Consider the following 14,560-nt stretch of genomic DNA (forward strand, 5'->3'; position numbering starts at 1 on the left):
CAGTTTTGTTGTTGGTAGTAAATGGCGGCGCCAAGCGCTCCGCCCTGTGGTGAGGTGAACGACAGCTCCTGAAAATCTGTCGGCAAAATGAAAGGGATTACCCATGTTTAACAAAGTTTCGAAAACCTTCCAGTACGGTCAACACTCGGTCACCCTGGAGACGGGTGAGATCGCCCGCCAGGCAAGCGGCGCCGTCCTGGTGTCGGTCGAAGATACCGTCGTGCTGGCAACCGTGGTCGCACGCAAGGACGCCAAGCCGGGCCAGGATTTCTTCCCGCTGACCGTCGACTACATCGAGAAAACCTATGCTGCGGGTAAGATCCCTGGCGGTTTCTTCAAGCGTGAAGGCCGTCCGTCCGAAAAGGAAACGCTGACCTCGCGCCTGATCGACCGTCCGATCCGCCCGCTGTTCCCGGAAGGCTACCTGAACGAAGTCCAGGTCATCATCCACGTCCTGTCGGTCAATCCTGAAATCGACCCGGACATCCCTGCCATGATCGGCGCCTCGGCTGCGCTGTGCATCGCCGGCATCCCGTTCAGCGGCCCGATCGGCGCAGCGCGCGTCGGCTACGCGAACGGCCAGTACATCCTGAACCCGACCACCACCGAGCTGAAGACCTCGCAGATGGACCTGGTCGTGGCAGGCACCGAAACCGCCGTGCTGATGGTGGAGTCGGAAGCCCAGCAACTGTCGGAAGAAGTCATGCTCGGCGCGGTCGTCTTCGGCCACGACCAGATGCGTGTCGTCATCGACGCGATCCACGACCTGGTGGCCGACGGCGGCAAGCCTGAAGTCGAATGGTCGCCGGCACCGAAGAACGAAGAACTGATCGCCCGCGTGACCGACCTGGCCGCCGAGAAGATCCGCGACGCCTACCAGACCCGCGAAAAGTCGGCGCGCCAGCAGAAGCTGAAGTCGCTGTCGTCGGAAGTCATGGCTGCCCTGGCAACCCAGGGCGTCAGCGCCGATTCGGGCGATGTCGGCAACATCCTGTTCGACATGGAAGCCAAGGTCGTGCGTTCGCAGATCCTGAACGGCGAGCCACGCATCGACGGCCGCGACACCCGCACCGTGCGTCCGATCGAGATCCGCACCAGCGTCCTGCCGCGTACCCACGGCTCGGCCCTGTTCACCCGCGGCGAAACCCAGGCGCTGGTCATCGCGACCCTCGGCACCGCGCGCGACAGCCAGAAGATCGACGCGCTGATGGGCGAGTACACCGACGACTTCATGATGCACTACAACATGCCTCCGTTCGCCACCGGCGAAACCGGCCGTGTAGGCACCCCGAAGCGCCGCGAAATCGGCCACGGCCGCCTGGCCAAGCGCGCACTCGTCGCTGCCCTGCCTAACCCTGAAGATTTCTCCTACTCGGTGCGCCTGGTCTCGGAAATCACCGAGTCCAACGGCTCCTCGTCGATGGCCTCGGTCTGCGGCGGCTGCCTGGCGCTGATGGATGCGGGCGTCCCGATGAAGGCGCACGTCGCCGGTATCGCGATGGGCCTGATCAAGGAAGGCGGCAAGTTCGCCGTCCTGACCGATATCCTGGGTGACGAAGACCACCTTGGCGACATGGACTTCAAGGTCGCGGGTACCCCAGCCGGCATCACCGCGCTGCAGATGGACATCAAGATCCAGGGCATCACCAAGGAAATCATGCAGGTGGCACTGGCGCAAGCCAAGGAAGCGCGCCACCACATCCTGGGCGAAATGCAGAAGGCCATGCCGACCGTGAAGACCGAGCTGTCGGACTTCGCACCGCGCCTGATCACCATCCGCATCAACCCGGAAAAGATCCGTGACGTGATCGGCAAGGGCGGCGCCGTCATCCGCGCGCTGACCGAAGAGACCGGCACCCAGATCGACATCACCGACGAAGGCATCGTGACCATCGCGTCGGTCGACGCCGCCGCCGGCCAGGAAGCCAAGCGCCGCATCGAAGAGCTGACCGCATCGGTCGAAGTGGGCAAGACCTACGACGGCACCGTGCTGAAACTGCTGGACTTCGGCGCCATCGTCCAGGTCATGCCGGGCAAGGACGGCCTGCTGCACATCTCGCAGATCGCCAACGAGCGCGTCAATGCCGTTGCCGACTACCTGAAAGAAGGCCAGCAAGTGCGCGTGAAGGTCCTCGAGACCGACGAGCGCGGCCGCCTGAAGCTGTCGATGAAGGCTGCCGATCCGGTCGAAGGCGCGGCGCAGTAATCAAGCGCTAAGCCGTAGCGGTTCGCCGCTTCGATCGAAAAACCGCCAGTGCGTGAGCCTGGCGGTTTTTTATCGGCTTTCGCGATCGGCTGAAGCCGTGCGATTCGTCGAACCCTGTCGGGTGGGCAGAATCTGCCCACCCTACGATGCACGACGGCTCCAGGGATCGCCGCTCTTTTCAACACGGCGCCACGCTCTGATGGCGCACGCAAGTCGCCCACCCACTTGCCACCTGCGTTGCCACGCAACAGCTGCATACCTGTCGTGCAGTTCGCCGACATCGGTGTATTCCTGCTCAGGACAGGGCAAGCGCCGCGTGGAGGCGACCCAGGAATGTACTGTATCGGTGCGCCCCGCGGAATCCTTCTACAACTTTTCGTTTGGAAGCAATTTGTCCTGTAATCAATTCAACAGTGCCATCTATTTAACACTCCAAATGGTATAGTTGGCCGTTTAACAGAATTCCAACCACGCCTGGCGATATCGAGCACAGGCGTCACCAAAAATCCAACATTCGACAAGGGAAATGAAGATGACGACGACGGATCTCGCGAACCAAATCAGCCAGTTGCTCCAGCAGGAGCAGGGCGCAATCGGCGCCGAATGGCTGGCGCAACTCGAATCGCTGATGGTCCGCGGCACGACCGCATCGCGCGAGCAGCTGCGCTCCCACACCCAGCAGTTCCTGGCGGCTTTCATCGCGGCGACCCGTAGCGGCGAGCTGGAAAACATCGAGCACCGCTCGTGGGACGAAGTACGCGACCTGCTGGCAGACATCTCGTCCTCGCGCGCCAAGGCAGGTTCGACGCCAAGCGATACCGCGACCTTCGTGTTCTCGTTCAAGCAGCCGGTGTTCGCGCGCCTGCGCGACGGTTTCGCCGCCGACCAGCAAGGACTGGCTCGTGCCTCGTGGCTGGTCAGCACGCTGCTTGACCAGCTCGGCCTGTTCACCATCGAGGTGTTCCAGAAGACCAAGGACCAGATCATCGTGCGCCAGCAGCAGGAACTGCTCGAGCTGTCCACGCCGGTCGTCAAGCTGTGGAACGGCATCCTGGCGCTGCCGCTGATCGGCACCCTGGACTCGGCCCGCACCCAGGTGGTGATGGAAAACATCCTGCAAAAGATCGTCGACACGGGCGCCATCATCGCCATCATCGACATCACCGGCGTGCCGACCGTCGACACCCTGGTGGCCCAGCATCTGATGAAGACCATTGCAGCGGCCCGCCTGATGGGCGCGGACTGCATCATCAGCGGCATCCGCCCGCAGATCGCCCAAACCATCGTGCACCTGGGAGTGAACCTGGAAGACGTGATCACCAAGGCCACGCTGGCCGACGCCTTCCTGGTGGCGCTGGAACGCACCGGCACCACTATCACCCTCAACAAGGCATAAGCGCACGACATGGAACGGATTCCTATCCTCCGCATGGGCGACCTGCTGCTGGTGACGATTCAGGTCGACATGCATGACCGCCTGGCCATGACGCTGCAGGACGACCTGACCGAGCGCATCGTGAGCGACGGCGCCAAGGGTGTGCTGATCGATATCTCGGCGCTTGACCTGGTCGATTCCTTCATCGGCCGGATGATCAGCAATACCGCCGCGATGGCGCGCGTGCTCGACGCCCGGACGGTCGTGGTCGGCATGCAGCCGGCGGTGGCCATCACGCTGGTCGAACTCGGCCTGACGCTGCATGGCGTCAAGACGGCGCTGAATGTCGAAAAAGGCATGGCGCTGTTAGGAAAGAGCTTCAGCTAATGAGCGACGCGCAAACCAATGCAGTCCTGTTCGAGACTGACCTGCTGGAGCTCCACCGCCAGCAGCGCAGCGCGCGTGTCACGCTGCGCCTGCGGTCGGACGAGGATGTCGTGGGACTGCGCAAACAGGTGCGCGAACGCGCGGTGGCAATCGCGCTGTCGCTGGTGGACCAGACCAAGCTGGTGACGGCTGCCAGCGAACTGGCGCGCAATACCATTAAATATGGCGGGGGTGGGGAAGTCCACCTGGATTCGCTCAACGACGGCGTGCGCAACGGCATCTCCTTGATCTTCGTCGATGCCGGTCCCGGCATTCCCGATATCGACAGTGCGCTGCGTGACGGGTTTACAACCGGTGGCGGCCTTGGTCTCGGCTTTGGCGGATCGAAACGCCTGGTGGATGAGTTCGAGGTGGAGAGCCGTCCGGGAGAGGGGACAGCAGTGCTGGTAGTCAAATGGAAACGCTGATCAGTTCGTTGACGCCGCAACTGGTCTGTTCGATCGAACATGCCAGCGATGTCGCGGCGGCGCGCAGGGAAGGGCAGAAGCTGGCGGGCAGCCTCGGGTTCAATGAAACCCGGGCCGGGATGCTGGCGCTGATCATCACCGAAGCGGCCACCAATATCCTCAAGCATGCGGATCGCGGCGTAATCCACATCGGCCCGGCGCAGTCGAGCGCCGGAGTCGGCATCGACGTGCTGGCGCTGGACGAGGGGCCCGGCATTTCGAACCTGTCGGCCAGCCTGGTGGACGGGGTCTCGACCGCCGGCACCGCCGGCACCGGCCTGGGCGCCATGCGGCGCCAGGCCGATGAATTCGACGTGTATTCGCAGCCGGGCAAAGGCTCGGTCTTCTTCATGCGTCTGTGGCGCGATGTACCGCCGCCGGACCACTGTGGCGTCGAAGTCGGTGCGATGCTGACTCCCTTGGCAGGCGAGGACGAATGCGGCGACGGCTGGGGCGTGCGCTGCGGGCCGCGAGGCGCAACCCTGATCGCGTCGGACGGGCTCGGGCACGGACTGCATGCGGCGCGCGCGTCGGCGGCCGCGATCGGGGTGCTGGACAATCCGGCGCGGCCCGTGGCCACGGCGTCGGACGTGGTGCACGCGGCGCACGACGCGCTGCGCGGCACGCGCGGCGCCGCGCTGGCTGCGGCCCGCATCGATTATGCGGCGTCGGAACTGCGTTTCGCCGGCGTCGGCAATATCGCCGGCTACGTGTTCGACGATAACCGCCGCGCGCTGGTATCGCACAACGGCATCGTCGGCCACAACATGCGCAAGGTGCAGGAATTTTCCGTGCCGTTCCCGCCGGGTGCGACCTGTATCCTCCATTCGGACGGCATCCAGACCCAATGGGACCTGGACAAGTATCCTGGCCTGATCGGCCACAGCCCGGCGCTGATCGCCTCGGTGCTGATGCGCGACTTCATCCGCCGCCGCGACGACGCCATGGTGCTGGTGGTGCGCAGGACGGGAATGCCGCCGGGGGCGGCCGGGTGAGCGCGCAGCGCATCCTGAATGTCGCCCTCGACAACGACGAGGACGTGGTGCAGGTGCGCCAGCGCGCGCGCCAGCTGTCGGCGCTGCTGGGCTTTTCGCAGCAGGACCAGGTGCGCATCGGCACCGCGGTCTCGGAAGTGGCGCGCAGTGCCTGCCACCAGGGTTCCGGCGGGCGCGCGAGTTTTGCCTTCGACGACGAGGGCCGCTACCAGAAGCTGGAGGTGAGCATCCATGCCGGCACCGGGCCGCGCGAAGCGGCGCGCCAGGTGCTGCCGCCTGACGCCGATCCTGTATCCGCGCCCGAACTGGCCCTGGTCACGGCGCACCGCCTGATGGACGAATGCGAATCCGAACCCATCGGCGCCGGCGGCGGCATCGGCAAGGTCACGATGCGCAAGATCCTGCCGCGCGGGGCCGCGATCACCCGGGCCAGGCTGCTGGAAATCAGCACGCGCCTGGCCGAGACGCCGGTCGCCAATCCCCTGCACGAAATGCAGCTGCAGAACCAGGAACTGGTCGCCACGCTGTCGGAGCTGCGCGAGCGCCAGGAAGACCTGATCTCGCTCACGCGCGAGCTGGAAGACACCAACCGCGGCATCGTGGCGCTGTATGCCGAGATCGAAGACAAGGCCGAACGCCTGCGCAAGGCCGACGAAATGAAGTCGCGCTTCCTGTCCAATACCAGCCACGAACTGCGCACGCCGCTATCGTCGATCCGGGCGCTGGCCCAATTGCTGCTCAGCCGCATGGACGGCGACCTCACCGTCGAGCAGGAGCGCCAGGTGCAGTTCATCGCCACTGCCGCCAACGATTTGTCCGAACTGGTCAATGACCTGCTCGACCTGGCCAAGATCGAGGCCGGCAAGGTCGAGGTGCATTTCGACCCGGTGGTGGTGGATAACCTGTTCCGTGCGCTGAAGGGCATGCTGCGCCCCCTGGTGGATGAAACGCGGGTGGAGCTGGTGTTCGAGCCGGACAGCATCCCCGATGCGTTCGAGTCCGATGAAGGGATGATTTCCCAGATCCTGCGCAACTTCATCTCGAATGCCCTCAAGTTTACCGAGAACGGTTCGGTGCGGGTCTCGGCGACCCTCGATCCGGTGGACACGATCCGCTTCGACGTCACCGACACCGGCATCGGCATCAGCCCCGAGAACCTGCACCTGATTTTCGAAGAATTCAGCCAGATCGAGCACCCGCTGCAACGGCGCAGCAAGGGTACCGGCCTGGGACTGCCGCTATGCCGCAAACTGGCGGACCTGCTCGGCGGGCGGGTCCTGGTCACCAGTGCTGTGGGTGCCGGATCGACCTTTTCACTGGAACTGCCGCGCCGCCATCCATCCAGGGATAGCAACCATGGAACGAACGAATGACTTCCCACCCGACCAAGCCCCCCACGATCCTCAACGTCGACGATAACGACGGGGCGCGCTACGCCAAGACCCGTATCCTGCAAAGCGCGGGCTTCGCGGTCATCGAGGCTGCCAACGGCACCGACGCGCTCGAGATCGTGCACGAGCAGCACCCGACCCTGGTGCTGCTCGACGTCAAGCTGCCCGACATCAACGGCATCGAGGTATGCCGCCGCATCAAGGCCAACCCGGACAGCAGCATGGTGCTGGTGCTGCAGACTTCCGCAGCCCTGACTGGGCGCGCCGACAAGATCCGCGGCCTGGAGGGCGGCGCCGACAACTACCTGGCCGCGCCGATCGAGGCCGACGAGCTGATCGCGAACGTCAATGCGCTGGTGCGCATGCGCCAGACCCAGGTCGAGCTGCGCGACAGCGAAGAGCGCTTCCGCCAGATCACCGACAACATCGACGACGTGTTCTGGATGTTCTCCGTGCTAGATGGCGCGCTGGTCTACGTCAGCCCGGCCTATCCGGCGCTGTGGGGACGCAGCGTCGACGCCCTGCGCGGGCAGCCGGCGTCCTGGCTCGACGCGGTCCATCCGGACGACCGGACGCGCATGGCGCAGCGATGGGAGCAGCTGGCCCTGATGCCGCACTACGACGAGGAATTCCGCCTGGCCGGAACCGACGGCAAGACACGCTGGGTGCGCGATCGCCTGTTCCCGGTGCGCGGCCAGCGCGGCGACGTCTACCGCGTGGCGCGCGTGACCAGCGATATCACTGCGCGCAAGGAAATGGAAGCGCTGCTGCGCGCGGCCGACCGCAACAAGAACCAGTTCCTGGCCACGCTGGCCCACGAGCTGCGCAATCCGCTCAGCCCGATCCGCAATGCCGCGGCGCTGCTGGGCACCGCAGGCGACAGCTCGGGTGAGCGCCAGGCGCGTGCGCGCGAAGTCATCACGCGCCAGGTCGACCACCTGGCGCACCTGGTCGACGACCTGCTGGACGTGGCGCGCATCTCTGAAGGCAAGATCGTGCTGCGGCGCGAGGACGTGAACCTCGGCACCGTGGTCCACCAGGCCATCGAGACCGCGGGACCCTTGATCGCGGCGCGCCGCCACCGCCTGCAAGTGAAACTGCCGGAGCAGCAGGTATGGGTGTCCGGCGACCCGGTGCGCCTGGCCCAGTCGATCGGGAACCTGCTGCACAACGCCGCCAAGTTCACCCCGCAGGGCGGCGACATCACCATCACCGCCAGCCTGCGCGGCGAGCACCACGTGCGCATCTCGGTGCACGATAACGGCATCGGCATCGCAGAAGACAACCTGCCGCGCATCTTCGGCATGTTCGCCCAGGTCGACGTGCCGCCCGACCGCGCGCCGGAAGGGCTGGGCATCGGCCTGTCGCTGGTGTCGCACCTGCTCGAACTGCATGGCGGGCGCCTGATGGCCGAGAGCCCCGGCATCGGCATGGGCAGCACCTTCACGGTCGAACTGCCCCTGCTGCGCGTGGCGTCAAACGAGCCGGCGCTGGAATGCCATCCGGCCGCCGACTCGGGCGGCAGCGGCATGCGCGTGCTGCTCGTGGACGACAACATCGACGCGATGGAAATGATGGGCTTCCTGCTGGCCGAAATGGGCTACGAGACCTGCACCACCTCCGACGCTTCGCAGATCGAGGGGCTGGCACTGCACCACCGGCCCCAGGTGATCGTGCTCGACATCGGCCTGCCTGGGATCGACGGCTACGAGGTCGCGCGCCGCATCAAGAAGAACCCGGCGCTGGCCGGCATCCGCCTGGTGGCCCACACCGGCTACGGCTCGCCCGAAGACCGCAAGCGCGCCCTGGAAGCCGGCTTCGACGCCCACCTGGTCAAGCCGGCCGAGCTGGACGACCTGGAAAAGGCGCTGAAGGGGTAGAATGGCGGCTGGAGGAACGGCCTCCCCCATATCGGGTATCAATGACCGGGACGGCCCGGCATTTCGAAAGGAGAGCCGGGATATGGCCTGGATCATGTTGCTGGTAGCTGGAATCTTTGAGGTGGTGTGGGCATATGCGATGAAGCAGTCGCATGGCTTCAGCCGCTTGTGGCCCACCGTTGTTACCCTGGTCGCGATGGCGGCCAGTTTCGTTTTGCTGGCTGCGGCGATGCGGACCATTCCACTGGGGACGGCGTATACCATCTGGACCGGGATCGGTGCGGTGGGGGCATTCGTGGTGGGGGTGACCTTGCTGGGCGAACAGCTGAATCTTATGCGCGTGATCGCCGCGGTGTTGATCGTCTCCGGCCTTGTCTTGATGAAGATGGCGGCTGATTGATGCGCTAACGGGTTTCGAAAAAATTGGATTCCCGCGAAGACAGGAATCCAAGTTCGTCCCACACCGCGAACGTAGAAAGCCCCGCACCGCGGGGCTTTCTCACATCAGCACGCAGGCCGAGGATTTATTTCTCCTGCACCGTAAACTCCCCGAACGCCTTGAGCTGCTCACCCACCGCAGCCTGGTCGCCAACCACGACGATCGACTGGTTCTCGGGCGAGAAATACTTCTTCGCTACGTCGCGCACCTGCTCCGGCGTCACCTTCTGGATGCGCGGCACGTACTCGCCCAGGAACTCGGGCGGCAGCCCGACCAGCCAGTTTTGCGCCAGGGTGCCGGCGACCGAGCGCTGCAGCTGGTTGTTGATCATGTAGCCGCCGGCGACGTAGCGCTTGTTCATCTCCATTTCCTTCGGCTGCACCAGATCAAGGCCGATTCGCTTGTACTCGCTGAAGTATTCGTTCAGCGCCGCACCGGTCACCTCGTTGCGCACGTCCGCGCCGCCGACGATCGCGCCGCCTGTGCGGTTCATGCGGGCGCCGGCCGAGGCGCCGTAGGTGTAACCCTTTTCCTCGCGCAGCTTGATGTTCACGCGGCTCGAGAATCCGCCACCGAGGATGGTGCTGGCCAGGCGCAGAGGGATCTGGTCCTGGGCGCTGGCGGCGATGCCGGGGCTGCCCAGGCGCAGGGTCGACTGCACGCTGCCGTTACGCTGCAGCAGGATGCGCGCCGGCTTGGCCATTGCCGGCGCCGCTGCGGTGTCGGGCGTTGCCGGGCCGCTGGCCTTCCAGTCGCCGAACGCCTGCTGCGCCAGTTTCAGTCCCTCCGCTTCGGTGATGCGGCCGGTGATGACGAGCAGGGTGCGGTCGGGGCGCACGCGGCGGGCGTGTTCCGTGCGCAGCATGTCCTGGGTCACGGCGTTGATCGCTTCCGCGGTCGGGGTGGTGCGGCTGTACGGGTGGTCGCCATAGATGGCCTTGCTGACCGCGCGCTCGGCGCGGAAGGTCGGCTGGGTCTCGGACACGCGCAGCGCCTGCAGCGCGTTGGTCTTGGCCAGCTGCACTTCGTTTTGCGGGAAGGCCGGCGTGCGGGCGACTTCGGCCAGCAGCTGGGCCATCTGGCCGGCCTGCGAGGACAGCGCATTGCCCGAGACGACGATGCCGTCCGCGTTGGCGCTGGCGCCGATTTCACCGCCCATGCCTTGCGCGGCTTCGGCGATGGCGCGCGAGTCGCGCTTGGCCGTGCCTTCGCTGAGCAGGCCGGCCATCATGGAGGCGAATGCCGGGGTTTGCGGCGCGTCCGCAGCGAAGCCGGCGTTGCGCACGGCCAGCACGAAGTCCACGCGCGGCAGGCCCTTGCGCGGCACGACCCAGACGCTCAAGCCGTTAACCAGGGTCTTCTTGGCGATCTTCGGCACGGGAATAGGCTTGTCCTTGCCATAGGCAGGCATGCCGAGTTCTTTTTCCGCGGCAGGCGCGGCGAAGGCTGCCGGCGCGAACGCCAGGGATATAGCCACAGCGAGCATCAGTTTTTTCATCGATGCGCTCCTTATTTGTTGGCGCCAGCAGGGGCGCTGGCAGTTGGCGATGCGGCGCCAGGTGCCGCGAGCATGGCGGCCGGCTTGCGGTCGATGACGGTACGGTTGGCCGGCACCAGGTAGGTGCGCACCGCGCGCTGGATGTCTTCCGAGGTCACGCCTTCGATCCAGCCCGGGATCTTGTTGACCACGTTGGCATCGCCCCACAGCACCTGCATCTTGGCCATCATGTCGGCGCGGTTGATGAAGCTTTCCATCTGGTTGTTCCAGTCGGCCAGCATGCGGGTCTTGACGCGCTTGAGGGTGGCGGCATCGACGCCGTTCTGGGCGACCTTGGCGATTTCCTCGTCCATCGCCTTGAGCAGCGCGTCGGCGCTGCTGTTGGGCTTGTATAGTGCGAACACGGTCAAGAGGGTCGGGCCGTCGTATTCGAACGGGCCGGTCAGGCCGAACAGGGTGTCGACGTTGAGCGCGATTTCGCGGCCCTTGACCAGGCCCTGGTAGAACAGCGAGGCGTCGCCGCCGGCCAGCACGTCGGCCAGCACGGCAACCGCGGCCTGGTCCTTGTGGCCGCGCGGCGGGATTTTCCAGGCGGCGGCGACGGCCGGCACCTGGGCCAGGGCGTCGCTCTGCACGATGCGCTTCTCGACCGTGTTCAGGCCTTCGCTGAAGTCGGTGGCTTTCGGGGTCGGGCGGGCCGGGATCTTGCCGAAGTATTTCTGCGCCAGCGCGAAGCCCTGGGCCGGGGTGATGTCGCCGGCGATTGCGATCACCGCGTTATTCGGGCCGTAGTAGTCGCGGTGGAAGGCGCGCACGTCGTCCAGGCTGGCGTTCTCGAGGTCTTCAAAGCTGCCGTAGCCGTCATGGTTGTTTTCCCATTTCTGGAAGGCCTGCTGGCTGATGTCGATCCACATGAAGCCGCCGTAAGGCTGGTTCTTCACGTTCACGCGGATCTCTTCCTTGACCACGTCCTGCTGGTTCTTCAGGGTGGCGGCGTTGAAGTCGAGCGTCTTCATGCGGTCCGCTTCCAGCCACAGGATCGGTTCCAGCGCCGACACGGGCGCGGTCTCGATGTAGTTGGTGAAGTCGGGACGGGTCGAGCCATTGTTGCGCCCGCCGCCGCCGGTGATGGTCGTGTCGAACACGCCCTTCTTGGCGTTCGGCGTGCCCTGGAACATCAGGTGCTCGAACAGGTGGGCGAAGCCGGTGCGGTTCTTCGGTTCCAGGCGCATGCCCACGTGGTAGACGACCGAGACGCCGACGGTCGGCGAGCTGTGGTCTTCGGTGACGATGACCGTCAGGCCGTTTTCTAACTTCTTGACGTTGACCGGCAAAGTCCACTGGTCCGCGGTGGCGGCGAAGGCCGACAGCGAGAAAGTGAGCCCGGCCAGCAAAACAGGTAATTGGCGCATGCGCATGGGTGACCTCGAAAATGTACTCGGGAAGGTGAGCTTTACTGATGAATCCATTGACGGCCTCGGCCATCATGCGCTGCATATTAGCGCAAAGACATGCCAATAATTAATCTTTTTTTGACGGAAAGTTTGCTCTATATCCAAGGAATGTTTCAGGACGATAAGGGACATCCATCCCGCCATATGCCGCCCTGAGCCGCGTTTTATGCAGTTCATCGCAGGGAGGTAGGACGCGCCAGCAGGAGCCGATATAGTTGCAACATGCTAAGACCGCGACCTGGGCATCCCGGGTTGCTGGCAAGGTTGCGGCAGGGCTGGCCTATCCGGCCGGCGCCAGCCGGCGCTCAAGACTATATATGTATGTGGAGAATTCGATGAAACACTTGTTCAAGCTCGGCGCTGTTTTCGCCGCACTGTGCGCCGCGCTGTTCACCTTCATGGGCATGGCCGTCGCCGCGCCCGAACGGGTCACTGAAACCCGTCCCGTCGATGCGCGCGTGGTGCGCGTCAAGCTCGATGGCGTGGTGGACCTCAAGATCCGCCAGGGCGCGACCCCGATGCTGGTCCTCACGGGCGACCCGCGCCTGCTGGGCAAGACCACCACGCTGCAAAGCGGCGACACCCTCAACATCGGCACCGAAACCCGCGGCGTGAGCATCAACCTGGGCCGCAGCATGGGCCTGCACGCCGAGCTGACGCTGCCGAACCTGCGCGAAGTGAGCTCGGAAAGCGTCGGCGGCACGACGGTCAGCGGCTTTTCGGGCGATGAGCTCGAGCTCAACCTCGATGGGGCCGGCTCAATGAATGTATCATGTAATTACAGGGTCCTCAGCGCCAGCCTGGGCGGTGTCGGCAGCATGAAAGTCCATGGCATCGACAGCGATAGCGTCGAGCTGGACCTGAGCGGCGCCGGCTATGTGACGCTGTCGGGGCGCAGCAAGCAGCTCAAGGCGGAGCTCGGCGGCTTGGGCGGGCTCGATGCCCAGTCCTTCTCGGCCGAGAAGGTGACGCTGGAGCTGTCCGGGCTGGGCAACGCCACCGTCACCGCCCGCGACAGCGCCAACCTGACCCTGTCGGGCATGGGTTCGGTCACGGTGTACGGCAAGCCGGCCAACCGCAAGGTGAGCGTCGACGGCCTGGGCAAGGTCAACTGGAAGTAAGGCAGCTGGGCAGGGACGAACAAGCAAAGAACGAGCAAAAGCGAGCACCAGCCGACAAGAACAATGGGAGTCCTCACGGGCACCAAGGGTACGCAGAGATCCTGATCCGATGTACGAGACATGAAAAAACTATTCGTAGCGATCGTCTTCGCGCTCGGCCTGCAGGCCGGCGCGCAGGCGGGCTTCGCGGAAGGGGCAAGCGCTTATAACGCGCGCAACTACGCGACAGCACTGAAAGAGATCGTCCCGCTTGCCCGCTCCGGCCACGCGGAAGCCCAGCATTTGCTGGGCCTGATGTATTACATGGGCCGCGGCGTCACGCGCGACTACAAGCAGGCGTTCTCGTGGCACCACAAGGCTGCCCAGCAGGGCAAGGCCGACGCCCAATACGTGGTCGGCGCCATGTACTACACAGGCAACGCCGTGCCCCAGGACCAGCGCCATGCGGTGTCCTGGTTCCGCAAGGCGGCCGAGCAGGGCCACGGCGAAGCCCAGCACGCGCTGGGACTGATGTACCGCTACCACCAGGGCGGCATGCCGCAGGATATGGTGCTGGCCTACATGCTGTGGAATTTGGCCGCGGCCAGCGGCAACCACAACGCGGTCGAGCAGCGCGCCGCGATCTCGCGCCAGATGACGCAGGAGCAGATCGAGGAGGCGCAGTCGCTGTCGCGCACGTGGAAGCCGGGCCGGCCGCTGCCGACGGCCTCGCGGACGGGGAATAATTCGTGATGAGAACCGCCGGCGATGCCGGCGGTTCTTGTTTGTGGATTCACGATAGCCGGTGTCGTGTGATCTGTCGAATCCCGTAGGATGGGCAATTCCCTTGCCCGCGCGTTCAGATCACGGATGCTTTGACGCGACGTGGTCATTGAACGTCGTGCGTCCGTCGATAAATCCGGGCGTCCAGGCCGCGCAGGCGCGCCGGGTGCGCCGGGTCACGCGTGGCGCGGTCGAAATCGAGCACCGCGTCGAACTCGTCGTGGTTGCGGATCCAGTTGTTCACCGCCTGCCGCACGACTTCCTCCTCGGGCGAGTAATAGCCGGCGCCCTCAAAAGGCGTGAGGGTGGCGCCGATGATGGCGATGCCCTTGGCGTGGGCGCGTGCGATCAGCTGGCGGTAGCCGGCGATCAGGTCCCCGACGGTCACCGCGCTGGCCGTCGTGGTGGACACGGTTCGTGGGTAGACGAGGCGAGGCCATCCTTGAAGCGCCGGACCACATCGGCCAGGCCGGGAAGGAAGCGTTTCATTCGTGTGCTCCTTGAAATGACAGCCATGCGTCAGGCATGAGCTCGTTTAGCCAATCT

Annotated in this window: 13 protein-coding genes; 10 read left to right on the forward strand and 3 right to left on the reverse strand. The window is 64.9% G+C overall.

Going from position 1 to position 14,560, the window contains the following annotated elements:
* Nucleotides 1–103: 103 nt before the first annotated feature.
* The 8 genes from pnp (at nucleotide 104) to AC56K1_RS00780 (ending at nucleotide 9,140) form a co-directional block, all read left to right on the forward strand.
* The gene (gene pnp, locus AC56K1_RS00745; RefSeq protein WP_497155944.1) at nucleotides 104–2,206 is read left to right on the forward strand and encodes a polyribonucleotide nucleotidyltransferase; all 2,103 of its coding nucleotides are present in this window, start codon (nucleotides 104–106) and stop codon (nucleotides 2,204–2,206) included.
* Nucleotides 2,207–2,738: 532 nt separating this feature from the next.
* Nucleotides 2,739–3,602, forward strand: coding sequence for an STAS domain-containing protein (locus AC56K1_RS00750; protein ID WP_497155945.1), 864 nt, complete (start codon nucleotides 2,739–2,741; stop codon nucleotides 3,600–3,602).
* Nucleotides 3,603–3,611: 9 nt separating this feature from the next.
* On the forward strand, nucleotides 3,612–3,968 hold the full coding sequence (locus tag AC56K1_RS00755) for an STAS domain-containing protein (protein ID WP_497155946.1): 357 nt from the start codon (nucleotides 3,612–3,614) through the stop codon (nucleotides 3,966–3,968).
* The gene (locus tag AC56K1_RS00760) at nucleotides 3,968–4,435 is read left to right on the forward strand and encodes an anti-sigma regulatory factor (protein WP_497155947.1); all 468 of its coding nucleotides are present in this window, start codon (nucleotides 3,968–3,970) and stop codon (nucleotides 4,433–4,435) included. The genes AC56K1_RS00755 and AC56K1_RS00760 overlap by 1 nt, the downstream gene beginning before the upstream one ends.
* The gene (locus AC56K1_RS00765) at nucleotides 4,423–5,469 is read left to right on the forward strand and encodes a SpoIIE family protein phosphatase (RefSeq protein WP_497155948.1); all 1,047 of its coding nucleotides are present in this window, start codon (nucleotides 4,423–4,425) and stop codon (nucleotides 5,467–5,469) included. The genes AC56K1_RS00760 and AC56K1_RS00765 overlap by 13 nt, the downstream gene beginning before the upstream one ends.
* Nucleotides 5,466–6,842, forward strand: coding sequence for an ATP-binding protein (locus AC56K1_RS00770; protein ID WP_497155949.1), 1,377 nt, complete (start codon nucleotides 5,466–5,468; stop codon nucleotides 6,840–6,842). Before AC56K1_RS00765 ends, AC56K1_RS00770 begins: the two co-directional genes overlap by 4 nt.
* A complete protein-coding gene (locus tag AC56K1_RS00775; RefSeq protein WP_497155950.1) occupies nucleotides 6,839–8,740 on the forward strand; it encodes a hybrid sensor histidine kinase/response regulator in 1,902 nt (633 codons plus the stop codon). Before AC56K1_RS00770 ends, AC56K1_RS00775 begins: the two co-directional genes overlap by 4 nt.
* A gap of 82 nt (nucleotides 8,741–8,822) precedes the next feature.
* Nucleotides 8,823–9,140: a DMT family transporter gene (locus AC56K1_RS00780; protein ID WP_497155951.1), complete on the forward strand. Its 318-nt coding sequence runs from the start codon at nucleotides 8,823–8,825 to the stop codon at nucleotides 9,138–9,140.
* A gap of 124 nt (nucleotides 9,141–9,264) precedes the next feature.
* Here AC56K1_RS00780 and AC56K1_RS00785 read toward each other — a convergent pair whose 3' ends face one another.
* Complete coding sequence (locus AC56K1_RS00785) at nucleotides 9,265–10,677, reverse strand: M16 family metallopeptidase (protein WP_497155952.1); 1,413 nt, start codon at nucleotides 10,675–10,677, stop codon at nucleotides 9,265–9,267.
* Between the two features lie 11 nt (nucleotides 10,678–10,688).
* On the reverse strand, nucleotides 10,689–12,089 hold the full coding sequence (locus AC56K1_RS00790; protein ID WP_497155953.1) for a M16 family metallopeptidase: 1,401 nt from the start codon (nucleotides 12,087–12,089) through the stop codon (nucleotides 10,689–10,691).
* A gap of 377 nt (nucleotides 12,090–12,466) precedes the next feature.
* Here AC56K1_RS00790 and AC56K1_RS00795 point away from each other — a divergent pair, with 377 nt between their 5' ends.
* Nucleotides 12,467–13,252: a GIN domain-containing protein gene (locus AC56K1_RS00795; protein WP_497155954.1), complete on the forward strand. Its 786-nt coding sequence runs from the start codon at nucleotides 12,467–12,469 to the stop codon at nucleotides 13,250–13,252.
* A gap of 120 nt (nucleotides 13,253–13,372) precedes the next feature.
* Nucleotides 13,373–13,984, forward strand: coding sequence for a tetratricopeptide repeat protein (locus AC56K1_RS00800; protein WP_497155955.1), 612 nt, complete (start codon nucleotides 13,373–13,375; stop codon nucleotides 13,982–13,984).
* A gap of 136 nt (nucleotides 13,985–14,120) precedes the next feature.
* Here AC56K1_RS00800 and AC56K1_RS00805 read toward each other — a convergent pair whose 3' ends face one another.
* Nucleotides 14,121–14,426, reverse strand: coding sequence for an SGNH/GDSL hydrolase family protein (locus tag AC56K1_RS00805; protein ID WP_497155956.1), 306 nt, complete (start codon nucleotides 14,424–14,426; stop codon nucleotides 14,121–14,123).
* Nucleotides 14,427–14,560 lie beyond the last annotated feature (134 nt).

Source organism: Telluria sp. ZB4P37, from assembly GCF_059685855.1.

Excerpts from the sequence above, each read along its gene's own strand:
- pnp (WP_497155944.1), top strand. The coding sequence starts at position 104 with ATGTTTAACAAAGTTTCGAAAACCTTCCAGTACGGTCAACACTCGGTC.
- AC56K1_RS00750 (WP_497155945.1), top strand. The coding sequence starts at position 2,739 with ATGACGACGACGGATCTCGCGAACCAAATCAGCCAGTTGCTCCAGCAG.
- AC56K1_RS00755 (WP_497155946.1), top strand. The coding sequence starts at position 3,612 with ATGGAACGGATTCCTATCCTCCGCATGGGCGACCTGCTGCTGGTGACG.
- AC56K1_RS00760 (WP_497155947.1), top strand. The coding sequence starts at position 3,968 with ATGAGCGACGCGCAAACCAATGCAGTCCTGTTCGAGACTGACCTGCTG.
- AC56K1_RS00765 (WP_497155948.1), top strand. The coding sequence starts at position 4,423 with ATGGAAACGCTGATCAGTTCGTTGACGCCGCAACTGGTCTGTTCGATC.
- AC56K1_RS00775 (WP_497155950.1), top strand. The coding sequence starts at position 6,839 with ATGACTTCCCACCCGACCAAGCCCCCCACGATCCTCAACGTCGACGAT.
- AC56K1_RS00780 (WP_497155951.1), top strand. The coding sequence starts at position 8,823 with ATGGCCTGGATCATGTTGCTGGTAGCTGGAATCTTTGAGGTGGTGTGG.
- AC56K1_RS00785 (WP_497155952.1), bottom strand. The coding sequence starts at position 10,677 with ATGAAAAAACTGATGCTCGCTGTGGCTATATCCCTGGCGTTCGCGCCG.
- AC56K1_RS00790 (WP_497155953.1), bottom strand. The coding sequence starts at position 12,089 with ATGCGCCAATTACCTGTTTTGCTGGCCGGGCTCACTTTCTCGCTGTCG.
- AC56K1_RS00795 (WP_497155954.1), top strand. The coding sequence starts at position 12,467 with ATGAAACACTTGTTCAAGCTCGGCGCTGTTTTCGCCGCACTGTGCGCC.
- AC56K1_RS00800 (WP_497155955.1), top strand. The coding sequence starts at position 13,373 with ATGAAAAAACTATTCGTAGCGATCGTCTTCGCGCTCGGCCTGCAGGCC.